Source organism: Stappia indica, assembly GCF_009789575.1.
GTDB classification, from domain to species: Bacteria; Pseudomonadota; Alphaproteobacteria; order Rhizobiales; family Stappiaceae; genus Stappia; species Stappia indica_A.
Map to the genome: position 1 here is coordinate 3,406,516 of NZ_CP046908.1, position 19,125 is coordinate 3,425,640.

Here is a 19,125-nt window from a genome sequence, read left to right on the forward strand (position 1 = left end):
ACATCTCCGGCAACGTGCCGAACGGTTCCTTATCGCCCTGCTTTCGCACTGGCACGGATCCGGGTGGAAGAAGACGCATCGCGCGGCCCGGTCAGGAATGTCCAGGCCGGCGGCGCCATGCCCGGCAACAGCCGTGCATCCGTCTCGTCGAGGCGACAGGCGGCAAAGCTCTGCGCCGCCGGCGAGGCGAGCGCGGGCAGCGTCGCGCCCGGCCGGTCGACCACGGCGATGGGCACGCGGGCGAAGATGCCGCGCCAGTCCTGCCAGCGGTGGAAGCCGGCGAGATTGTCCGCCCCCATCACCCAGACGAACTTGAGCCGCGGGCGCAGCTGCGTCAGCCGGGCCAGCGTGCGCGCGCTATAGGCGGTGCCGAGCTGCGTCTCCAGCGCGGTCACCACCATGCGCGGATGCCGGGCGATCGCCTCCACCGCATCCAGCCGCCGGGCCAGCGGCGCCAGCTCCGAATGGTCCTTCAGCGGGTTGCCCGGCGTCACCAGCCACCACAGCTGGTCGAGCCCGAGCCGCGCCAGCGCGATGTCGGCGACCAGCCGGTGGCCGGAATGCGGCGGATTGAACGAGCCGCCGAACAGGCCGATGCGATTGCCCGGCTCGGCATGCGGAATGGCGAGCCGAGGGTCCATTCAGGGGCGCACCTGCCCGGTGCCGTGGACCCGGTACTTGAAGCTCGTCAGCTGCTCCACGCCCACCGGCCCGCGCGCATGCATGCGCCCGGTGGCGATGCCGATCTCCGCGCCCATGCCGAACTCGCCGCCATCGGCGAACTGGGTCGAGGCATTGTGCGTCAGGATCGCCGAATCCACCTCGGCGAAGAACCGCGCCACCGCCTGCGGGTCCTCGGCGATGATGCCGTCGGTGTGATGCGAGCCGTAACTCTCGATATGCTCGATGGCCGCCTCCAGCCCGTCGACGACGCGCACGGCAAGGATCGCGTCGAGATATTCGGTGCGCCAGTCGTCCTCGGTCGCCGCGCGCGCCTGCGGCACGGCAGCGCAAACGTCCGCGTCGCCCCGGACCTCGCAGCCCGCCTCGATCAGCGCGGTACAGATCGGCACCATGAGCGTGTCCGCCACGGCCCGGTCGATCAGCAGCGTTTCCATCGCCCCGCAGATGCCGGTGCGGCGCATCTTGGCGTTGACCGCGATCTTCAGCGCCATCTCGGGATCGGCGCTGCGGTCGATGAAGATGTGGCAGAGGCCTTCCAGATGCGCGAACACCGGCACGCGCGCTTCCTGCTGCACGCGGGCGACGAGGCTCTTGCCGCCGCGCGGCACGATCACGTCGACGGTGCCCTCCAGGCCGGCCAGCATCTCGCCAACGGCGGCCCGGTCGGTCACCGGCACCACCTGGATCGCCGCTTCCGGCAGGCCGGCACGGGCGAGCCCGCGCGCCAGCGCGGCATGGATGGCGAGGTTGGAGCGGATCGTATCGGAGCCGCCGCGCAGGATCACCGCATTGCCGGCCTTCAGGCACAGCGCGCCGGCATCCGCCGTCACGTTGGGCCGGCTCTCGTAGATCACGCCGATGACGCCGAGCGGCGTGCGCACGCGCTCGATATGCAGCCCGTTCGGCCGGTCCCAGGCGGCGATCACCGCACCCACCGGATCGTCCAGCGCCGCCACCGCCTCGATGCCGGCGGCAATCGCCTCGACGCGGTCCTCTGTCAGCGTGCCGCGGTCGAGATAGGCGGCGGTCTGGCCGCCTTCCGTCATCGCGGCGATGTCCTGCGCATTCGCGGCGAGGATCTCGGCGGTGGCTGCGCGCACCTCTTCGGCCATCGCCGCAAGGGCTGCGTTCTTCGTTGCCGCATCGGCCGTTGCCAGCCGGCGCGACGCCGCGCGGGCCTCGCGGCCCATCTGCCGCATCAGTCCCGCGATGTCGGTCTTCGCCACCCGTTCAAGCATCGCTGCCGCCTCCCGTTGCCGTCTCTCCAGTCTGCCCGCTTAGCACGAGATCGTCCCGGTGCACCATCTCCGCCCGGCCCGCATAGCCGAGGATCGTCTCGATCTCGCGGCTGTTGCGCCCGAGGATCAGTCCCGCCTCCGGGTGGTCGTAGGCAACCAGCCCGCGGCCGATGTCGCGCCCGTCCGGGGCCACCAGCCGCACCGCGTCGCCGCGGTTGAAGTCGCCTTCCACCCGGCGGATGCCGGCCGGCAGCAGGCTGCGGCCCGATTCCACCGCGCGGATCGCGCCCGCGTCCAGATGCAGCGCGCCGCGCGGCTCCAGATGGCCGCCGATCCACGCCTTGCGGGCGGTGGCGGGTGTCGACCTTGCGAGAAACCACGTCGCCCGGCCGCCTGCTTCCAGATGCGCCAGCGGGTTCATCCGCTTGCCGCTGGCAATCGCCATGGTCGTGCCGGCGGAGGTGGCGATCTTGGCCGCGTCGATCTTGGTGCGCATGCCGCCGCGCGACAGCTCGGAGCCGGCAGCGCCCGCCATGGACTCGATCTCGCCGGTGATCGCCGCGACCTCGGGCAGGAACACCGCATCCGGATTGCTGGCGGGCGGCGCGGTATAGAGCCCGTCCACATCCGACAAGAGCACCAGGCAGTCGGCGCTGGCCATGGTGGCGACGCGCGCCGCCAGCCGGTCGTTGTCGCCGTAGCGGATCTCGGAGGTGGCGACCGTGTCGTTCTCGTTGACGATGGGAACGGCGCCGAGCTTCAGCAGCGTGCCCAGCGTCTCGCGGGCGTTGAGGTAGCGTCGCCGCTCCTCGGTGTCGCCGAGCGTCAGCAGCACCTGGCCGGCGGTCAGCCCGCGCGCGCCGAGCGCTTCGGCATAGGCCTGGGCCAGCGCCACCTGGCCGACCGAGGCGGCGGCCTGCGCCTGTTCGAGCTTGAGCGGTCCGCGCGGCAGCTTGAGGACGCCGCGCCCCAGCGCGATGGCGCCGGAGGAGACGACGATGAGCTCCGTGCCGGCCCGCGCCAGCATCGCGAGGTCGTCGGCCATCGCGTCGAGCCAGTCGCGCTTGAGCCTGCCGTCCTCGACGAGCAGGGCCGAGCCGATCTTGACGACGAGGCGGCGGTGGGAGGAGAGGCGGCCGGCAGCTTTTGCGGTGCCGGCCTTGCTGTCGCTGTCCGTCAGGGCGGACAGCGAATCGGAGAGGGGGGTGGACATCGGGTGTGGTCCGTCAGTTCGGGTGCGCGGCCCGTTGCAGGCGCGCGCGGAAGACAGGGGAGGGTGGGGCGGGACGCCCTCGCGCGCCCGCCAAGGCGCTCCCGGTCATGGTCGGCCCATCACGGCCCCTCCGTTGCGGCCCGTCTTCATCGCGGGCCTGGTTTCCTGTCTTCGGCGGGCTGTCGCCATCGCCTTGCGTCCTGTCGCGTCGTGTCCGCTTCCCGTGCCTGGCGCCTTACGACGGGCGCCAGGGCTCGCTCGGCATCTGCGGCACGGAGTTCGCTTCCTGCTCGCGGTCGCGGTCGATGGCGCGGCGGATCATCCGCAGGCCCCGGTCGACATTCTCGCCGCTCGCCGAGGACAAGAGCAGCGGCTTCTGGCCGCAGGCTTCCTCCAGGATCGCGGCCCGCTCCGCGCGGGTCTCCTCGTCCAGCGCGTCGACCTTCGACAGTGCCACCACTTCCGGCTTCTCGTCGAGCCCGGCGCCATAGGCGGCCAGCTCCCCGCGCACCACGCGGTAAGCCTCGCCCGGGTCTTCCTGGGTGCCGTCGACCAGATGCAGCAGCGCGCGCGTGCGCTCCACATGGCCGAGGAACCGGTCGCCGAGGCCGATGCCCTCGTGCGCGCCCTCGATCAGGCCGGGAATGTCGGCGAGCACGAAGCCGTTGCCGTCGATCTCGACCACGCCCAGATTGGGATGCAGCGTGGTGAAGGGATAGTCGGCGATCTTCGGCCGGGCCGCCGAGACGGCGGCGAGGAAGGTCGACTTGCCGGCATTCGGCATGCCGACGAGGCCGGCATCGGCGATCAGCTTCAGCCGCAGCCAGATCCACTTCTCCTCGCCTTCGAGGCCGGGATTGGCATGGCGCGGCGCCTGGTTGGTGGACGACTTGAAATGCGCGTTGCCGAAGCCGCCATTGCCGCCCTTGAGCAGCAGCAGCCGCTCGCCGACGCGGGTCATGTCGGCCAGCACCGTCTCGTTGTCCTCTTCCAGGATCTCCGTGCCCACCGGCACCCGCAGCACCACGTCGTCGCCCTTGGCGCCGGTGCGGTTGCGGCCCATGCCGTGCATGCCGGTCTTGGCCTTGAAATGCTGGGCGAAGCGGAAGTCGATCAGCGTGTTCAGCCCGTCGACGCATTCGACGAAGACATCGCCGCCGCGCCCGCCATCGCCCCCGTCGGGGCCGCCGAACTCGATATACTTCTCCCGCCGGAACGACACGGCACCCGCGCCGCCGTCGCCGGAACGGACATAGATCTTGGCCTGGTCGAGGAACTTCATGCGTCGCGTCTTTCTGCTGGCCCGTCGGGCCGGTCGTCAGGCCTTGCCCGGGGCATGTCCCCGGTTCCGGTTCTCGTATGTCGTGCGGTCGAGCCGGTAGCGCCGCGCCGGCCGGCTTGTCCCGCAGGCCAGGCTCGCGCAGTCCGTCTCGCCGATATCGCGGAAGCCGAGCTTTGTCAGCACGTTCCGCGAGGCGGTATTCTCTGTCATCGCGCGGGCTTCCACGGCCTGCGCGCTTCCTGCGCCGAAAATCCGGGTCTCCCCGAAAATCCAGGCAAGCGCGGTGCCGGCAGCCTCGCTCATGTAGCCGTGCCCCCAATAGGGCCGGCCAAGCCAATAGCCGATCACCGGCGTTTCGTCCAATCCGCGCAGCGACAGGCCTCCGATGAACCCGCTGCCGTCGTCGATGGCGAATTCGAGTTTTGCCGGATCACCACCGATGCCGGCAAGCCAGGCCTCGCCGTCCGCGCGCGAATAGGGATGCGGCATGCGCTCCAGCATCCGCGCGATATCGGCATCGTTCGCCAGCTTTGCAAGCCGGTCGAGATCACTGGCGACGGGCGCGCGCAGGGTCAGCCGCGCGCTCCTCAGCACGGGATGGACGAGCGCGCTCATACCGCCGCCGCCTCCATCCGCGCACCGGCGCCGGCCTCGCCGCCGCGCCAATCCTTGCGTTCCAGCCGCAGCACCACGTTCTCCACCTCGCGCCCCAGCGCCAGCGAGAACCGCATCATCCGCCCCGTCTCGCGAAAGCCGAGGCGGTGCAGCACCTTGAGCGAGGCGGTATTGTCGGCGAAGGCCCGCGCCGCCATCGCCTTGCAGTCATGGGCGGCAAAGCCCCAGCCGAGCGCGGCCGCTGCGGCCTCGCCGGCATAGCCGAAGCCCTGGAACGGCCGGCCGATCCAGTAGCCGAGCGAGGGGCAGTCCGGATGGTCTGCCAGATCCCCCGGCGCCTTGACGGCGACGAGGCCGATCAGGACGCCGCCGAGCGTGACGGCGAAGGCCGCCTCGCCGCGCAGCGGGTCGGCGTCGATCGCGGCGGCGACGAACTCCGCCGCCGCCCCGTCCTTCGGCGGCCAGGGCATGCCGGTCAGCCAGCGCACCACGTCGTGGTCGCGGCTGCACAGCCTGTCGATGGCCTCCGCGTCCGCCGTCTCCAGCGGCCGCAGCACCAGCCGCCGGGTGGCGATGCGCTCGTTCAGGCGCCCCTTGTTCAGGCGCTCGTTCAGGCGGAGCTCAGGCATGTCATCCGCCCCCACTGCTTGAGGGCGCGCCAGGTGCTGCGGTCGATGGCGAAGCGGTCGACCGAGACCGCGCCGCCGGCGCCGCGGGAATGGATCATCCCCTGCTCGACGAACTGGAAGCCGCACTTGACCAGCACCCGCCGCGAGGCGGGGTTGGTGACGCGCGCCGCCGCCGTCAGCCGGTCGGCGCCCTGCACCGCGAAGACATGATCGACGACCGAGTGCGCCGCCTCGGTCGCGTAGCCCTGGCCCCAGAACGGCTCGCCGACCCAGTAGCCCAGATGCAGCGGCTCGCCCTCGTCGGGCGCGCCATAGCCGATGACGCCGATGACGCGGCCCGTCGACTTCAGGCGAATGGCGAAATTGGCTCGCGTCGTCGTTCGGCTCGCCGAAAGGGCGATGAGGTTTCGCCCGTCCGCCAATGTGAAGGGATGGGGCATCGACGCCACCATCGTGGCGATGCGGCGGTTGTTGGCGAGGAAGACGATGTCGGCGAGGTCGTCGGGACGCAGCGCGTCCAGCCTCAGCCGCTCGGTTTCCTGCGGGCCGACAACCGCGGCCAGACTATCTTCTTCCAGGCCCTCTTCGAGATCCGCAACCATGGTGTCCTCCGGCATTGCGACGAAAAGAAAAAGGGGAGATGGCGGCCCATCTCCCCTGATCCGTCGCGATCATGCCGGTTTTGTTCAAACCGCCGGGTCGATGAGACGCCGGCGGTTCGAACCAAACACGTCGGCTTTACTCTGCTGCGTCTACGAGTGGCATCACGTTGATATACGTGCGTTTGTTGGCCTTGGCCTGGAACGTCACCGTACCCTCGACGACGGCGAAGATCGTGTGATCCTTGCCCATGCCAACACCCGTACCCGGATGCCACTTCGTGCCGCGCTGGCGCGCGATAATATTGCCCGGGACGACTGCCTCGCCGCCGAACTTCTTGATGCCCAGACGTCGGCCCGCGGAATCGCGGCCGTTACGGGACGAGCCACCTGCCTTTTTGTGTGCCATGACGAAACTCCTCGTCGAAAACCTTCAGTCAGCCTTGAATGGCGGCAATCACTTGCCGGCCAGATCCGAAGCCTGCTGGACCCAGTTGTCGCGCTCGATGCGGCCCTTGAAGGAAAGGGCCTCGTCGACGCGGGCGATGTCTTCCGCGGTGAAGGCGGCGACCTGGGCGTAGGTCGTGATGCCCATCGCGTTCAGCTTCTTCTCCAGCACGGGGCCGACACCGGAGATCTTCTTCAGATCGTCGGCGGGCGCATCCGGTGCGGTGAACAGGACCGGCAGATCGCCCTCGGCGCCTGCGTCCTCGGCCTTCTCCGCCTTCGGAGCAGCAGCCTTCTTCTTGGTCGCCGGCTTGGCGCCACCGGTCAGGATGTCGGTGATCTTGACCAGGGTGAAGCTCTGGCGGTGGCCGTTGCGGCGACGCGAGTTCTGCCGACGGCGCTTCTTGAAGATGACGATCTTGCGGTGGCGGGCCTGGTCGACGACTTCGCCGACGACGCTCGCACCCTCGACCAGGGGAGCGCCGATCATGGTGTCGGTCTCGCCGCCCACCATCAGCACTTCCGCGAAAGTCACGGTCTCGCCTGCTTCTGCCGAGATCTTCTCGACCTTGAGCAGGTCATCCTGGGCGACGCGGTACTGCTTGCCGCCCGTCTTGATCACTGCGAACATGTCTCGCACGTCCTTCTTTTCGTTTTGCTCGCCGGCCGGCCTTTGTGGCCTGCCGGGCTTCGCCTCCTGCCCTTCGGCGTCCCTTGCGGGAACTTGAAGAGGACATTGCCTCTCTTGAAACCGTCCTGCCGGCGCGTCGGGCGGGGCCCTTCAAAGCCTGGCGAGATGGTCTGCCGGTCACCGGAAAAGCCGCAGTCAGGCCCCGTTTTCAAGGGCGTTGGCTGTGGGTTGCGGGGAACGGCGGAGAGCCTCGGGCAACGGATGGGCCTTTTCGGACCCTTTGCGAAGCAGCGCGACTATACGGATCGGCGATGCAAAGTCAACGCTTGCAAGGGCGGTTTTGTGCGCTTTGCCGCGCGCGCCGGCGCTTTTGTGACACGCATGCCACCGTGGCGTCCGTCATGCGCTGGTGCCGGCGCTTTCGTGCCGCATCGGCCCGTTGTGCTGCGGCAATCTGCAGGACCGGGGAAAAGTTGCAAGACGCCTCTTGTGCGACCCCGCGCACTTCGCTATGTACCGTCGCACTTTGAGACCACGACATCTCATATAGCGGAGAGGTGCCGGAGTGGTTGAACGGGGCGGTCTCGAAAACCGTTGAGCGCGCAAGCGTTCCGAGGGTTCGAATCCCTCTCTCTCCGCCATTCACCGCCGACAGGCGCACAGATTTCCCATCCCTCTCTTTGATTCTCGGTCGGATAGCGGATTTGGCCGCTATGCGCGGTTCTCGCATGCTCGGCCAAGCTGGACAGTCTTGTCGGAATGGCCGCCGAGCACACGCTGCAGCACCTTGGGAACAACCGGATTGGGCTGTTGCCGATCCGGCAGGCTTCGGCGGCGAAGCTGGCAGCAGGCCGGCATGGATGCCTTTGAGCGAAGGTTCGGAGGAGCTCGGTCCGAAGCCTCCCGGGACTTATCTTGGTCGTTTCACGCGGTGGCGACAACCCCTTCCGCCTGCAGCAACTCCTCCAGCCAATCCATGAACGCCCTGAGCCCAGGGGCGAGATGACGCCTGCGCGCATAGAGGACCGAAATCGGCACGGCGGAGGGTCGGTACTCGGGCAACACCTCGACCAGTCGCCCCGCCGCGATGTCGTCGGCGACGTCGTAGACGGGGACCTGGATCAGCCCGTGCCCGTGCAGCGCACCGGCAACGTAGCTTTCCGCGTTGTCGACACAAAGGTGGCTTTGCATGGCGACGACGATCTCGCGCCCGCTCTCAAGACCATCCCATTCCGATGAGACAGCGGGCATGCGGAGTGCATAATTGACAAGATGATGATCCGCGAGGTCGGCAGGGGTCAGCGGCGTACCATACCGCGCCAGATAGTCCGCCCCGGCGCAGGTCAGCATCGGCACGTCGCCGATCTTGCGGCAGATCAGCTCGCTGTCTTCCAGAACGGCCAGGCGCACCACCGCGTCGATCCCTTCCGAGACCAGATCGATCATCCGGTCGGTGGCGCTGATCTCCAGCGTAACCCCCGGATAGCGCGCCCGAAATGCCTGCAAATGCGGGATGACCAGTCGCCGTGCGATCCGGCTGGGCATATCGATGCGCAGGCGCCCCGAGATGTCGTCGGGCCGCAGCCGGAACTGCCCTTCGGCCCGTGCAACCGCATCCACCAGATCGCGGGCGGTGTCGGCGAATTGCAGTCCTTCCTGCGTCGGCCGTACCACCCGGGTGGTGCGTTGAAGAAGCTGGACGCCCAGTCTGTCCTCCAGGGTCTGTACCGAGCTGGACACGGTCGAGCGCGGAATCCCAAGGGCTTCGGCGGCGCGCGTGAAATTCCCGCTTTCCACGACTTGAATGAACACCTGCATCTGTTGAATTCGATCCATGCTTATTGTTCGTCATTTCTGTCGAATGATGTCAAGACAGACCCAATTATCCAGGTCGATAAACATGCCATCTTCTCCGCAAGCCGCCGTTTCAAACGGCGCACGCAAAGCGGAAAGGAAATGGCATGTCGAGAAACAGCATTGAAGGGAAAGTGGTTCTGATCGCCGGCGGCGCGAAAAACCTGGGAGGGTTGCTGGCGCGCGAATTCGCCAGATCCGGCGCGAAGGCCGTCGCCATCCACTACAACAGCGACGCCACCAAGGCGGCTGCCGAAGAAACCGTTGCGGCGATCAAATCCGCAGGCGCCGAAGCGGTGGCCTTTCAGGCGGACCTGACCTCGGCAGCGGCGATGGAGAAACTGTTCGCGGACACCGTCGCGACGGTGGGGCGTCCCGACATCGCGATCAACACCGTCGGCATGGTGGTGAAGAAGCCGATGGCCGAGGTGACCGAAGAGATGTTCGACCAATCCTGCGCGGTCAACGTCAAGTCCGCCTTCTTCTTCCTGAAAGAAGCCGGCACGCACCTCAATGACAACGGCAAGATCTGCACCATCGTGACCTCGCTCTTGGGGGCCTACACGCCCTTCTACGCCGCTTATGAGGGTCTCAAGGCGCCGGTCGAACACTTCACGCGTGCCGCCTCGAAGGAACTGGGTGCGCGCGGCATCTCTGTGACCGCAATCGGGCCGGGTCCGATGGATACCTCCTTCTTCTACCCGGCGGAGGAAAAGGAGGCGGTTGAATATCACAAGAACGCCGCCGCGCTTTCGCCCTTCTCGAAGACCGGCCTGACCGACATCGAAGACATCGCGCCCTGGATCACCTTCATGGTTTCCGGCGGATGGTGGATGACCGGCCAGACGATTCTCGTGAATGGCGGTTACACGACCAAATAATACCGGTGGACGCGGCCGGGGCACCGGTCCCGCCGCCTCTTCCGATCCGGAGGTTTCATATGCACACTCTTCTCGTGATCCTTGGTGGGCTTGCCCTGATGGCAGTCGTCTATGGCATTGCCCTTTGGCGCGGCGTGTCCCTGCACCGCGCTTTTCCCGTCTATGCGGGGCTTTTGGCGATGGCCTCGGCGATCAATCTCTGGGTCGGCGTGACCCAGGCGGGATACAGCGTGGCCGAAGAACTGCCCATCTTCGCCGTGATCTTCGGCGTTCCGTGCCTGCTCGCCTGGTTTCTTGCACGGCGGTCGGCATGACAATCGCCCGGATCTTGGAAGTGATCACATGGTGGCAAGGCAATGCGGGGAACTGGTTCTCCCAGTCGCCCGCGTTCGACGCTGCCTTTCGCACACGCTTCGCGCTCCTGCATGAGGCGGCCATGGCGGGCGATCTTGCGGAATGGCAAGACACGCCCGAGGGCTGCCTGGCGCTGCTGATCCTGCTCGATCAGTATCCACGCAATGCGTTCCGGGGCACCAGGGAAATGTACCGCGCAGACCCGCAGGCCCTGTCGTTGGCGCGTCATGCCCGGCAGCAGGGCTTCATCGGCCGGTTGCCGCCGGACCTCCGCCTTTTCATGCTTTTGCCTTTCGCGCATTCCGAGGTGCTGGAGGATCAGGACCAATCGGTCGCGCTGCATCGCCGCTATCTGCCCTCGGGACTTCACCGGGCCAGGCGCCATCGTGACATCATCGCGCGTTTCGGGCGTTTCCCCCACAGGCAACCGATCTTCAAACGCAGGCTGACCCCCGAAGAAAGCCAGTATTTGAATGCAGGCGGGTTTCAGGGATAATCGAGAAGACACAACAGGTAGTATTCATGTCCAACCTATTGCACCGCCTTGTCCCGACACACGCCTTGCGTAACCTCGACCCCAAAGACACGCCCCGCGTCACGACGATGGAGCTGTTCTTTGATCTCGTTTATGTTTTCACCATCATCCAACTCTCCCATTACCTCCTCGAACATGCGAGTTGGCTTGGTGCCTTGGAATATGTGACGCTCTTTGCTGCCGTCTGGTGGGCCTGGAACTACACGGCCTGGGCGGCAAACTGGGTCAACCCGGATCATCCCAGCGGGCGCGGGTTGATGATCGTCCTGATGGGCTGTGCGCTTTTGATGGCGGTGGCGGCGCCGCAGGCTTTCGGCGAACGCGCGGCACTGTTCGCCGTCGCCTATGTGGCGATGGCGCTGATCCGGGCGAGCTATATGGCCATCGTGTTTCGCGGTCAGGCCATGGGGCGGAACTATGCCCAGCTTGGCGCATGGAGCGCGATTTCCGGCATCTTCTGGATATTGGGGGCCTTCATCGCGCCCGCGCGTCTGGAGCTTTGGATCCTCGCCGTGCTGATCGACTATGCCGCGCCTTATCTGGGATACTGGCTGCCTGGCAAGGGCTCGACCCCGATGTCGAGCTGGCCGTTGAAAGGGCTGCATCTGTTCGAGCGCAACCAGCTGATCTTCATCATCGCGCTTGGGGAATCCATTCTCCTGCTGGGCGGCTATCTGGTCAGCCACGAGATCCATCTGGACACGGGCGTCGCCGCACTGATCGGTTTCCTGCTGATCGTGACACTGTGGTGGATTTACTTCGTCGATCTCTCAGAACCGGGCGAGCATCGGTTCGAACATGAGACGGATCACACCAGTCTCGCCCGCGCGGGTCTGGCCTACGCGCATGGGGTCGCGGTCTGCGGCGCCATCGTGACCGCCGTCGCCATCGAGATGATCGTGGCCCATCCTCACGACGCGATCCATGCCGAGACCGCGATCATCGCCTTCGCCGGGCCGTCGCTTTTCCTTTTCGGCTGCACGATTTTTCATCGCGTCGCTGCGGAGCGCTTGCGCGCGTCCTACCTTCTGGCCGTGGCGGGCGTTGCGGTCTGGGGCTGGCTGGCTTTGAGCCTGCACCTGAACGGGTTGTGGCTCGGCGCGGGCGTCCTGTCGATCATGGTGGCGATGGCGGCACTCGGCCACCGGAAGGCGGCCTGAGATGCTGACACTGCCCACTGCGCGCAACAAAGTTACCGCCAATGCCGGCTTTCTGGCCGCGATCCTGATCCACAACCTGACTTACCCGCTGTCGGCCGCGGGGGGGATTTGGCCCGCGCTGTTCTATGGCTTCTACGCGGCAATCTTCGTGGTGGCGACCTGGGCGCTCACGGACCACCGCCCCTTGCGCGTGGTGGTCGCAAGCACCGGACTTGCCGTGTTCCTGGCGGGTCTTCTGAATTCCTACGCCCCCTCGAATGGGGCGGCCCTGGCCGTTTATCTGACCTCCATTGCCTATCATCTCGGCATGGTCGTGGTGCTGGCACGCTACACCTTCGGGGCCAGGACCGTGATGACCGACGTGCTGATCTCCGCGACCTCGCTCTACCTCGTGATCGGGTCGGGCTTCGCCGCCGTGCTGGCCCTCATCGAATGGTGTGTGCCGGGATCCTTCGTGGCGAGTTCCGGCGCGGCGGTCGACTGGCAGCAGATGGTCTATTTCAGCTACGTCACCCTGACCACGCTGGGCTATGGCGACATCACGCCGGTCGGCTCCTATGCCCAGTCCTTCGTCGCCTTCGAAGCCATTGGCGGCACGCTCTACACAGTGATGTTGCTGTCCCGGTTGGTCGGGCTGCACGCCAGTCGGGAATAGGCCTGTCTTGGAGGGGTGTAGAGGGCTGTCGGGCAGACACGGGTCTCATCGCTATCCCTGACGCCCCGCCATTGGCTCAGCTCCCGCCTGGCACGCGTCGCCTCTTGTCGTCCCCTTCCGGACAAATCTGCCGTGCGCACGAGTGTACGCACGGCATCGATGTCCGCCCGCGTCCGTGCCGACGCCCTTCGGGTCTGCACGAATTGCGAATTCACCACACTAGGCCGGGGTTTCTCGGACCGGCAGGCCGTCCAGATAGGCCGCGACCTCGTCGACGGGAATGACGTCGGCATACTTGCAGTTGAGGTCGAACAGGTTGATGGCGTGGCTGGCCTCGAACCTGTCGAAGGCGGTCTCTTCCGGTATGACGACCTTGAAGTTGAACGAGTAGGCGTCGACGGTGGTCGCCCGCAGGCATCCCGACGTCGTGCAGCCGGTCATGATCAGCGTGTCGACATCCAGGAAGTTGAGGTGGCTCATGAACAGCGTGCCGAAGAAGGCCGACGGCTTGCGCTTGCCGATCAGGATGTCCTGCGGCTCGGGCTTGAGCGGCGCCACCGTCTGGGTCGCATGGGTGCCTTCGGTGCTGGTCTTCTCATGGCCGCGATGGCTCTTGCCGAGCTGGACGCCGCTGTCGATCATGTCGGGCCGGCGCTCCGACTGGGTATAGAAGACCGGCAGGTTCTTCTGCCGCGCGAGCTTCAGCAGCCGCTCGATATGCGGCACGGCCTTCCATCCGGCCTCGCCGCAATGGGTGCGGTACTTGCCGAGGCCCTCCTCCTGGTCCTCGCCGGGTTCGTCGCCGCAGAAATTGTACTGCACGTCGATGATGAAGAGGGCCGGCCGCGTTCCGAAGCCTCCCCGCTTGCCGTAACCCGCGAGCTGGTAGATCCGCTTGTCCTTGTCCGTCAGAAAGCGGTCCCAGATGCGTTCGCTCATGTCGTTTCCTTTCCGGCGTTGCGCTGGATGTATCGTCCGGTCGTGCCTGGTACGGGTGCCGGCCTGCCGTCCTCGACCAGAATGTTGCCGCGCAGCACCGTGTGGGTGATCGCGCCGCGGCAGCGCTTGCCCTGATAGGGCGAGTAGTCGGAATGCGAGGGCAGGGCCGCGTGGTCGACCAGCGTCTCGCCGTCGGGATCGACGATCGCGAAATCCGCGTCGTAGCCCGGCGCGATGCAGCCCTTGCCGTCGAGATTGTAGAGCCGCGCCACGTTGCGGCTGGTGGCGGCGGCAAGCGTCTGCAACGGGATGCCGCGCTTGTGGTGGCCTTCCTCCAGCAGCACCGGCAGGATCTGCGCGATCCCGGGAAAGCCGGCGCTTGCCCGCCACAGGTCCGGCCCCTTGGTGGCCGCCTTGCGCGGCACATGGTCGGAGCCGATCGTGGAGATGTCGCCCTCGCGCACGCCCTCCCAGAGCCCGTCGATGTCCGCCTGGGTCCGCAGGGGCGGGTTGACCTTGCCATGCAGGCCGATGGGCGCGTTCTCCGACAGGGACAGGTAGTGGATGCAGGTCTCCACGTGAATCGGCGGACGCGCGGGATGGCGCATGCGCCGCACCAGGTCGAGGCTTTCCAGCGCCGACATGTGCACGATGTTGACCGGGCATCCGGCCTTGGCGCCGAAAAAGGCGACGCGGAAGACGTTCTCCGTCTCCAGGAAGTCGGGCGACTGCGCGTTCCAGGCCGGCAGGTCGTTACGCCCCGCCTCCTTCAGCGGCGCCCGGAAGACCGGGATCACCTCGGTGTTCTCGCAATGCACGCCGACGACGCCGCCGGGGATGCGCGCGCCCACCTGCAGCGCCCGGAACAGCAGGGCATCGTCGACCTCGGTGAAGCCCTTGGCCGCGCCCGTCTCGCCCTTGTACATGAGATACACCTTGATCGAGGTGACCCCGTGGGTGCGCGCGGCGTGCGGCAGTTCCTCGATATGGCTTTGCGAGGTGATGCCGAAATGCAGGCCGAAGTCGATGCGCGAGCGCGCCAGCCCCTCCTCGCGCCAGGGGCCGGCGGACTCCGTCAGGCTTTCCGCCCGCCAGAAGCTCATCAGCCCGGTGACGCCGCCGAGCATCGCCGTCTGCGTCTCGCTCGCCCAGTCGTTGGCCTTGTCGCCGAAGCCGATATGGGTGTGCGGATCGATCACGCCCGGAAACACCCACTTGCCGGTGCAGTCGATCACCCGCGTCGCCCGGACCGTCTCGCCGGCCTCGATCAGCGCGGCGATACGGCCATCGCGGATGCCGATCGACATCCGGCGCAAACCTTCGCCGGGGACCACCACCTCGCCGTTGTGCAGGCACAGATCGTAGGTCATCGCGCGGCTCCGGCTCCGGCCGTTTCACCGATCCCGGCCCGGGCAAGGCGCCGCTCGCCGGCGTCGTTCCACACCTCCTGGCGGACGATGCGGCCGTTCTCGAACTCGAACCGGTCGGCGAAGCGGATGCCGTCGAACGCCTCGCCGTCTGCCCAGCGCCCGTACAGCGTTCCGGTGACCAGCACGGCGATCCGGGTGCCGGCGTGCCAGCTCTCGCTGCGCTCGACCGTCTTGCGCACCTCGGCGTAGCGGCCGCCGGAGCTCGCGGCGATCTCCTCGACGCTGGCAAACGTCCGCCCGCCGGGGAAGATCATGCTCACCCCGGGGCCGACATGGCGCCGCGCATCGTCGAGACGCCGGTCCTCCATGGCTGACAGATAGTCGAGCGCCGCCGTTCGGGCGCTGGCAAGGTCGGCGGTAGCGGTCATCGGTTGCTCCGTTGGGTGTTGCCGTGAAGGGGATCCGCCTGCTGGCCGAGCAGCATCGAGAACAGCCCACCCCGTTGCAGGAGGTCGCGTTCGAACGTGCCGGCGGTGGCCACCTGTGCCGTGAAGGAGACGATGGTCCCGTCTTCCTTTTCCGCTGTCGCGCAAACGGGCGCGCCGCAGGCGACCGCCTCGTGCAGGTTGGCGAACCGGTAGGTCTCGAACCCGTCGAGGCCGAGCGTCTCGGCCGATTGTTCCGGCGCGAAGCGGAGGGGGATGATGCCCATGCCGATGAGGTTCGAGCGGTGGATGCGTTCATAGGAGCGGGCGAGGACGGCGACGACGCCCAGGAGCCTTGGCCCCTTTGCCGCCCAGTCGCGGCTCGACCCCATGCCGTAGTCCCGGCCCGCGATGACGATCGCCGGACGACCCTGCTCGCGGAGCTGGCGCGCCGCGTCGTACACCGCCGTCACCGGCCCGTCCGCGGACAGCCGGGTCAGCCCGCCCTCCGCGCGCCCGGCCAGATGGTTCTTCAGGCGCGGGTTGTCGAAGGTGATGCGGGCCATGAACTCGTGGTTCCCGCGCCGCTGGGTCACCGCGTTGAAGTCCTGCGGCGCGACGCCGGCGTCCAGCAGATAGCGCCCCGCGACGCTGTCGGGCAGGATCTCGCCGCTTGGCGTGATGTGATCGGTGGTGAGGGAATCGCCGCATTTCACCAGGACCCGCGCGCCCTCGATGGCATCGGGCAGCGGGGTGGCCGCCATCTCGAAGAAGGGCGGGCGCTTGATATAGGTCGACGTTTCGTCCCACGCGAAGAGCGGGCCCGTCTTGCTTTCGAGGCCGCGCCACAGGTCCGATCCCGCGTAAAGGCCGGCATAGCTGGCGCGGAACCGCTGCGGGTTCTGGCTCGCGCCGACGAGCGCTGCGATCTCCTGCGGGTCGGGCCAGATGTCGCGGAGGAAGATCTCGCGCCCCTGCGGAGTGATGCCGAGGGGCTCGCTTCCGAAATCGATGTCGACCCGGCCGGCGAGCGCATAGGCCACCACCAGCGGCGGCGAGGCGAGGAAGTTCGCCCGGCAGGTCTTGTGGATGCGTCCCTCGAAGTTCCGGTTGCCCGACAGCACGGCGGCGGCGACCAGGTTCGCATCGCGCAAGCCCGCTTCCAGGTCCGGATGGATCGGCCCGGACTTTCCCGAACAGGTGGTGCAGCCATAGCCGACGATGTGGAAGCCCAGCTGCTCCAGCGGATCCAGCAGGCCGGCATCCGACAGGTAGTCGCCGACGAGGCGGGAGCCGGGCGCCAGCGAGGTCTTGACCCATGCCGGCACCGACAGGCCGAGCGCCCGTGCGTTGCGGGCCAGCAGGCCGGCGCCGATCATCACGGTCGGGTTGGACGTGTTGGTGCAGGACGTGATCGCCGCCACCAGGATGCTGCCGTTGCGCAAGGTGACCGGCTGGCCGTCGAGCTCGACCTCGACGGTGGCGGAGCGCTCGGCGTCGGACAGGCCGTAGCCTCCCTCGGCGACCGGGGCGGCGAGCCCCCGCCGGAACGCGGAGGCCACGTCGGTGAGCGGGATCAAGTCCTGCGGCCGTTTCGGGCCCGCGACGCTGGCGCAGATGCTGCCGAGGTCGATCTCGACCACCGCCGAATAGTCCGCCTCGGCCGCGCCGGGCTCGCGGTAGAGGCCGGACGCCTTCGCATAGGCCTCCACCAGCGCGATCTGCTCCGGCATGCGCCCCGACTGGGCGAGATAGTCGATCGTCTGGCGGTCGATCGGGAAGAAGCCGACGGTCGCCCCGTATTCCGGCGCCATGTTGGCGATGGTGGCGCGGTCGGCGACCGCAAGCCGGTCGAGGCCGTCTCCGAAGAACTCGACGAACGCTCCGACCACCCCGTGCTCGCGCAGGCGCCTGGTGATCGTCAGGACCAGGTCGGTCGGCGTCGTGCCGGCCGGCAGGTCGCCGAGGAGGCGAACGCCGACGACTTCCGGGATGCGCAGCGTATGGGGATGGCCCAGAGCGGCCATCTCGCCGTCGATCCCGCCGACGCCCCAGCCCAGCACACCGATGCCGTTGATCATCGTCGTGTGGGAATCGCAGCCGAGGACCAGTTCCGGAAACGCCAGGCTCCGGCCGTCGCCGAGCGGCTGCGAGGCAACCACGGCGGCGAGCTTCTCGAGATGGACCTGGTGGATGATGCCCGCGCCCGGCGGCACGATCCTCAGGTTCTCGAACGCCTGTTCGGCCCACTTGAAGAAGGCGTAGCGTTCGCCGTTGCGGGCGTATTCCCGGCGGGCATTGAGCTGTTCCGCGTCCGGCCGCCCGGCGAAGTCGACGATCAGGGAATGGTCGATGACGAGCGTCACCGGCACCGCCGGCTCGATCCGGGCGGGGTCGCCGCCCGAGCGGGAAACCGCATCGCGCGCGGCGGCGAGGTCCATCAGCGCCGGCAGGCCGCTGGAATCGGGGAGGATCACCCGCGTCACGCTCACCGGCACGATCAGCTCCGGTGCGCCGGGCGTCCAGTCCGCGACCGCCGCAATGTCCGTCGCAAGGTCCGCCGCAACGTCGCCGGCGGTCCGCGCCTGCCGGCACAGGTTGTCGAGGACGACCATCAGCGACTTCGGCAGCGGGCGGTCGCGCCGGGCCAGCATCGCCCGCAGGTCGACGCATTGGGTGTCGGCGGCAACGGCTCCGGACAGTCGGGTGAGGGGGATCGGATCCGGTGACAAGGGCATTCTCCTCATGCAGGGAGGGATAGGCCGCACCCGAAAAAGTGTCAACACTTTTGTGGGGGCGGAAGGCAGGAAAGGGGTGCTCGATTGATGCCCTTGGGGTTATCAACTAGTCTCCTGCAACCCTCGACATCTGGAAGCTTCGACCGCGTGGAACAAAGACAGGCAAAGACGATCGTTGACGGGGTCTTCGAGCGCATTCTCGGCAAGGTTATCGGGGGGGAAATCCCGCCCGGCGGTGCGGTCAACGAGCTCGCGCTGGCCGCCGAATTCAATGTCAGCCGCGGCCCCGTGCGCGAGGCGGTGAAGCGGCTGCAGGGAACCGGGCTGATCACCAAGGAGCCCTTCCTGAAGGCGAGGGTGATCAATCTCACCGTCTCCGACATGATCCAGATCTTCCAGCTGCGCGAGGCGGTCGAGGCCATGTCGGTCAGGCTGGCCACGATGACCATGTCCAGCGCGGAGATCGACGACCTGCTGCTCGCCTTCAGCAGCGGCAAGAACGGGTCCGAGATGCCGGTGCTCGACATTCATGTGCGGATCGCGGAAGGCAGCGGCAACGAGAGGATCCGCGCCTTGTTGTGCGAGGAACTCTACTATCTGCTGCGGCTCTACCGGGTGCAGTCCGGGCGCATGCCCGGGCGGCGCGAGACGGCCTATTCCGAGCACTGGCAGATCCTGCGGGCCATGAAGGCGCGCGATCCGGACCTGGCCGAGTCGCTGATGCGGGCGCATATCGCGCGGGCCACCCAGACGCTGCAGAACCTGCTGGTCGAGCAGGGCGCCGAGCAGGGAGCCGCGCCGGGCACCGGGCCGGGCACTGGGCCGGGAACTGGGCCGGAGCCGCGCCCCGGCCGCTCTCGCGGCAAGGGCTGACTG

General features: G+C 67.4%; 20 protein-coding genes and 1 tRNA gene. 7 read left to right on the forward strand and 14 right to left on the reverse strand.

The genetic code is table 11. The features are described 5' to 3' along the window. Positions 1 to 29 precede the first annotated feature (29 nt). The 9 genes from GH266_RS16000 to GH266_RS16040 all read right to left on the reverse strand — a co-directional run bounded on the left by GH266_RS16000 (position 30) and on the right by GH266_RS16040 (position 7,338). Entirely contained in the window at positions 30 to 641 is a 612-nt protein-coding gene (locus GH266_RS16000; protein WP_158194716.1) for a nicotinate-nucleotide adenylyltransferase, read from the reverse strand. Further along, positions 642 to 1,922 carry a glutamate-5-semialdehyde dehydrogenase gene (locus tag GH266_RS16005; protein ID WP_158194717.1) on the reverse strand — a complete coding sequence of 427 codons (1,281 nt, stop codon included), beginning with the start codon at positions 1,920 to 1,922 and terminating at the stop codon, positions 642 to 644. It lies immediately after the preceding gene. Beyond that, on the reverse strand, positions 1,915 to 3,135 hold the full coding sequence (gene proB / locus GH266_RS16010) for a glutamate 5-kinase (RefSeq protein ID WP_158194718.1): 1,221 nt from the start codon (positions 3,133 to 3,135) through the stop codon (positions 1,915 to 1,917). Before proB ends, GH266_RS16005 begins: the two co-directional genes overlap by 8 nt. A gap of 235 nt (positions 3,136 to 3,370) precedes the next feature. Next, positions 3,371 to 4,417 carry a GTPase ObgE gene (gene obgE / locus GH266_RS16015; protein ID WP_120270418.1) on the reverse strand — a complete coding sequence of 349 codons (1,047 nt, stop codon included), beginning with the start codon at positions 4,415 to 4,417 and terminating at the stop codon, positions 3,371 to 3,373. A gap of 36 nt (positions 4,418 to 4,453) precedes the next feature. Further along, the gene (locus GH266_RS16020) at positions 4,454 to 5,032 is read right to left on the reverse strand and encodes a GNAT family N-acetyltransferase (RefSeq protein ID WP_158194719.1); all 579 of its coding nucleotides are present in this window, start codon (positions 5,030 to 5,032) and stop codon (positions 4,454 to 4,456) included. Further along, positions 5,029 to 5,661, reverse strand: a complete 633-nt coding sequence (locus GH266_RS16025) for a GNAT family N-acetyltransferase (RefSeq protein ID WP_158194720.1) — start codon at positions 5,659 to 5,661, stop codon at positions 5,029 to 5,031. Before GH266_RS16025 ends, GH266_RS16020 begins: the two co-directional genes overlap by 4 nt. Further along, positions 5,643 to 6,263 (reverse strand): GNAT family N-acetyltransferase, encoded by a 621-nt coding sequence (locus GH266_RS16030; protein ID WP_158194721.1) that lies wholly within the window; start codon positions 6,261 to 6,263, stop codon positions 5,643 to 5,645. The genes GH266_RS16025 and GH266_RS16030 overlap by 19 nt, the downstream gene beginning before the upstream one ends. 136 nt (positions 6,264 to 6,399) lie before the next feature. Beyond that, on the reverse strand, positions 6,400 to 6,669 hold the full coding sequence (gene rpmA / locus GH266_RS16035) for a 50S ribosomal protein L27 (RefSeq protein ID WP_120270412.1): 270 nt from the start codon (positions 6,667 to 6,669) through the stop codon (positions 6,400 to 6,402). 48 nt (positions 6,670 to 6,717) lie between these two features. Further along, entirely contained in the window at positions 6,718 to 7,338 is a 621-nt protein-coding gene (locus tag GH266_RS16040; protein ID WP_158194722.1) for a 50S ribosomal protein L21, read from the reverse strand. 551 nt (positions 7,339 to 7,889) lie between these two features. Between GH266_RS16040 and GH266_RS16045 the strand changes: the two genes are divergently transcribed. Then, positions 7,890 to 7,979 (forward strand) — tRNA-Ser (locus GH266_RS16045). A gap of 283 nt (positions 7,980 to 8,262) precedes the next feature. On the opposite strand, the gene GH266_RS16050 is transcribed toward GH266_RS16045, so the two are convergent. After that, positions 8,263 to 9,174, reverse strand: coding sequence for a LysR family transcriptional regulator (locus GH266_RS16050; RefSeq protein WP_158194723.1), 912 nt, complete (start codon positions 9,172 to 9,174; stop codon positions 8,263 to 8,265). Positions 9,175 to 9,299: 125 nt separating this feature from the next. Here GH266_RS16050 and GH266_RS16055 point away from each other — a divergent pair, with 125 nt between their 5' ends. The 5 genes from GH266_RS16055 to GH266_RS16075 are packed head-to-tail and all read left to right on the forward strand — an operon-like array spanning position 9,300 to position 12,777. After that, entirely contained in the window at positions 9,300 to 10,073 is a 774-nt protein-coding gene (locus GH266_RS16055) for an SDR family oxidoreductase (protein WP_158194724.1), read from the forward strand. 59 nt (positions 10,074 to 10,132) lie between these two features. Beyond that, positions 10,133 to 10,387 carry a hypothetical protein gene (locus GH266_RS16060; RefSeq protein WP_158194725.1) on the forward strand — a complete coding sequence of 85 codons (255 nt, stop codon included), beginning with the start codon at positions 10,133 to 10,135 and terminating at the stop codon, positions 10,385 to 10,387. Further along, positions 10,384 to 10,923, forward strand: a complete 540-nt coding sequence (locus tag GH266_RS16065) for a DUF924 family protein (protein WP_158194726.1) — start codon at positions 10,384 to 10,386, stop codon at positions 10,921 to 10,923. Before GH266_RS16060 ends, GH266_RS16065 begins: the two co-directional genes overlap by 4 nt. Before the next feature lie 26 nt (positions 10,924 to 10,949). Then, positions 10,950 to 12,122 carry a low temperature requirement protein A gene (locus GH266_RS16070; RefSeq protein WP_158194727.1) on the forward strand — a complete coding sequence of 391 codons (1,173 nt, stop codon included), beginning with the start codon at positions 10,950 to 10,952 and terminating at the stop codon, positions 12,120 to 12,122. A gap of 1 nt (position 12,123) precedes the next feature. Then, entirely contained in the window at positions 12,124 to 12,777 is a 654-nt protein-coding gene (locus GH266_RS16075) for a potassium channel family protein (RefSeq protein ID WP_158194728.1), read from the forward strand. A gap of 219 nt (positions 12,778 to 12,996) precedes the next feature. Here GH266_RS16075 and GH266_RS16080 read toward each other — a convergent pair whose 3' ends face one another. The 4 genes from GH266_RS16080 to acnA are packed head-to-tail and all read right to left on the reverse strand — an operon-like array spanning position 12,997 to position 18,243. Beyond that, positions 12,997 to 13,716, reverse strand: coding sequence for an isochorismatase family protein (locus GH266_RS16080; RefSeq protein WP_158194729.1), 720 nt, complete (start codon positions 13,714 to 13,716; stop codon positions 12,997 to 12,999). Then, a complete protein-coding gene (locus GH266_RS16085) occupies positions 13,713 to 15,086 on the reverse strand; it encodes a dihydroorotase (RefSeq protein WP_158194730.1) in 1,374 nt (457 codons plus the stop codon). The genes GH266_RS16080 and GH266_RS16085 overlap by 4 nt, the downstream gene beginning before the upstream one ends. Continuing rightward, complete coding sequence (locus tag GH266_RS16090; protein ID WP_158194731.1) at positions 15,083 to 15,514, reverse strand: nuclear transport factor 2 family protein; 432 nt, start codon at positions 15,512 to 15,514, stop codon at positions 15,083 to 15,085. The genes GH266_RS16085 and GH266_RS16090 overlap by 4 nt, the downstream gene beginning before the upstream one ends. Then, complete coding sequence (gene acnA, locus GH266_RS16095) at positions 15,511 to 18,243, reverse strand: aconitate hydratase AcnA (RefSeq protein ID WP_158194732.1); 2,733 nt, start codon at positions 18,241 to 18,243, stop codon at positions 15,511 to 15,513. The genes GH266_RS16090 and acnA overlap by 4 nt, the downstream gene beginning before the upstream one ends. A gap of 153 nt (positions 18,244 to 18,396) precedes the next feature. Between acnA and GH266_RS16100 the strand changes: the two genes are divergently transcribed. Next, positions 18,397 to 19,122: a GntR family transcriptional regulator gene (locus GH266_RS16100; RefSeq protein WP_199270345.1), complete on the forward strand. Its 726-nt coding sequence runs from the start codon at positions 18,397 to 18,399 to the stop codon at positions 19,120 to 19,122. Positions 19,123 to 19,125: the final 3 nt, after the last annotated feature.

Excerpts from the sequence above, each read along its gene's own strand:
- GH266_RS16000 (WP_158194716.1), bottom strand. The coding sequence starts at position 641 with ATGGACCCTCGGCTCGCCATTCCGCATGCCGAGCCGGGCAATCGCATC.
- GH266_RS16005 (WP_158194717.1), bottom strand. The coding sequence starts at position 1,922 with ATGCTTGAACGGGTGGCGAAGACCGACATCGCGGGACTGATGCGGCAG.
- proB (WP_158194718.1), bottom strand. The coding sequence starts at position 3,135 with ATGTCCACCCCCCTCTCCGATTCGCTGTCCGCCCTGACGGACAGCGAC.
- obgE (WP_120270418.1), bottom strand. The coding sequence starts at position 4,417 with ATGAAGTTCCTCGACCAGGCCAAGATCTATGTCCGTTCCGGCGACGGC.
- GH266_RS16020 (WP_158194719.1), bottom strand. The coding sequence starts at position 5,032 with ATGAGCGCGCTCGTCCATCCCGTGCTGAGGAGCGCGCGGCTGACCCTG.
- GH266_RS16025 (WP_158194720.1), bottom strand. The coding sequence starts at position 5,661 with ATGCCTGAGCTCCGCCTGAACGAGCGCCTGAACAAGGGGCGCCTGAAC.
- GH266_RS16030 (WP_158194721.1), bottom strand. The coding sequence starts at position 6,263 with ATGGTTGCGGATCTCGAAGAGGGCCTGGAAGAAGATAGTCTGGCCGCG.
- rpmA (WP_120270412.1), bottom strand. The coding sequence starts at position 6,669 with ATGGCACACAAAAAGGCAGGTGGCTCGTCCCGTAACGGCCGCGATTCC.
- GH266_RS16040 (WP_158194722.1), bottom strand. The coding sequence starts at position 7,338 with ATGTTCGCAGTGATCAAGACGGGCGGCAAGCAGTACCGCGTCGCCCAG.
- GH266_RS16050 (WP_158194723.1), bottom strand. The coding sequence starts at position 9,174 with ATGGATCGAATTCAACAGATGCAGGTGTTCATTCAAGTCGTGGAAAGC.
- GH266_RS16055 (WP_158194724.1), top strand. The coding sequence starts at position 9,300 with ATGTCGAGAAACAGCATTGAAGGGAAAGTGGTTCTGATCGCCGGCGGC.
- GH266_RS16060 (WP_158194725.1), top strand. The coding sequence starts at position 10,133 with ATGCACACTCTTCTCGTGATCCTTGGTGGGCTTGCCCTGATGGCAGTC.
- GH266_RS16065 (WP_158194726.1), top strand. The coding sequence starts at position 10,384 with ATGACAATCGCCCGGATCTTGGAAGTGATCACATGGTGGCAAGGCAAT.
- GH266_RS16070 (WP_158194727.1), top strand. The coding sequence starts at position 10,950 with ATGTCCAACCTATTGCACCGCCTTGTCCCGACACACGCCTTGCGTAAC.
- GH266_RS16075 (WP_158194728.1), top strand. The coding sequence starts at position 12,124 with ATGCTGACACTGCCCACTGCGCGCAACAAAGTTACCGCCAATGCCGGC.
- GH266_RS16080 (WP_158194729.1), bottom strand. The coding sequence starts at position 13,716 with ATGAGCGAACGCATCTGGGACCGCTTTCTGACGGACAAGGACAAGCGG.
- GH266_RS16085 (WP_158194730.1), bottom strand. The coding sequence starts at position 15,086 with ATGACCTACGATCTGTGCCTGCACAACGGCGAGGTGGTGGTCCCCGGC.
- GH266_RS16090 (WP_158194731.1), bottom strand. The coding sequence starts at position 15,514 with ATGACCGCTACCGCCGACCTTGCCAGCGCCCGAACGGCGGCGCTCGAC.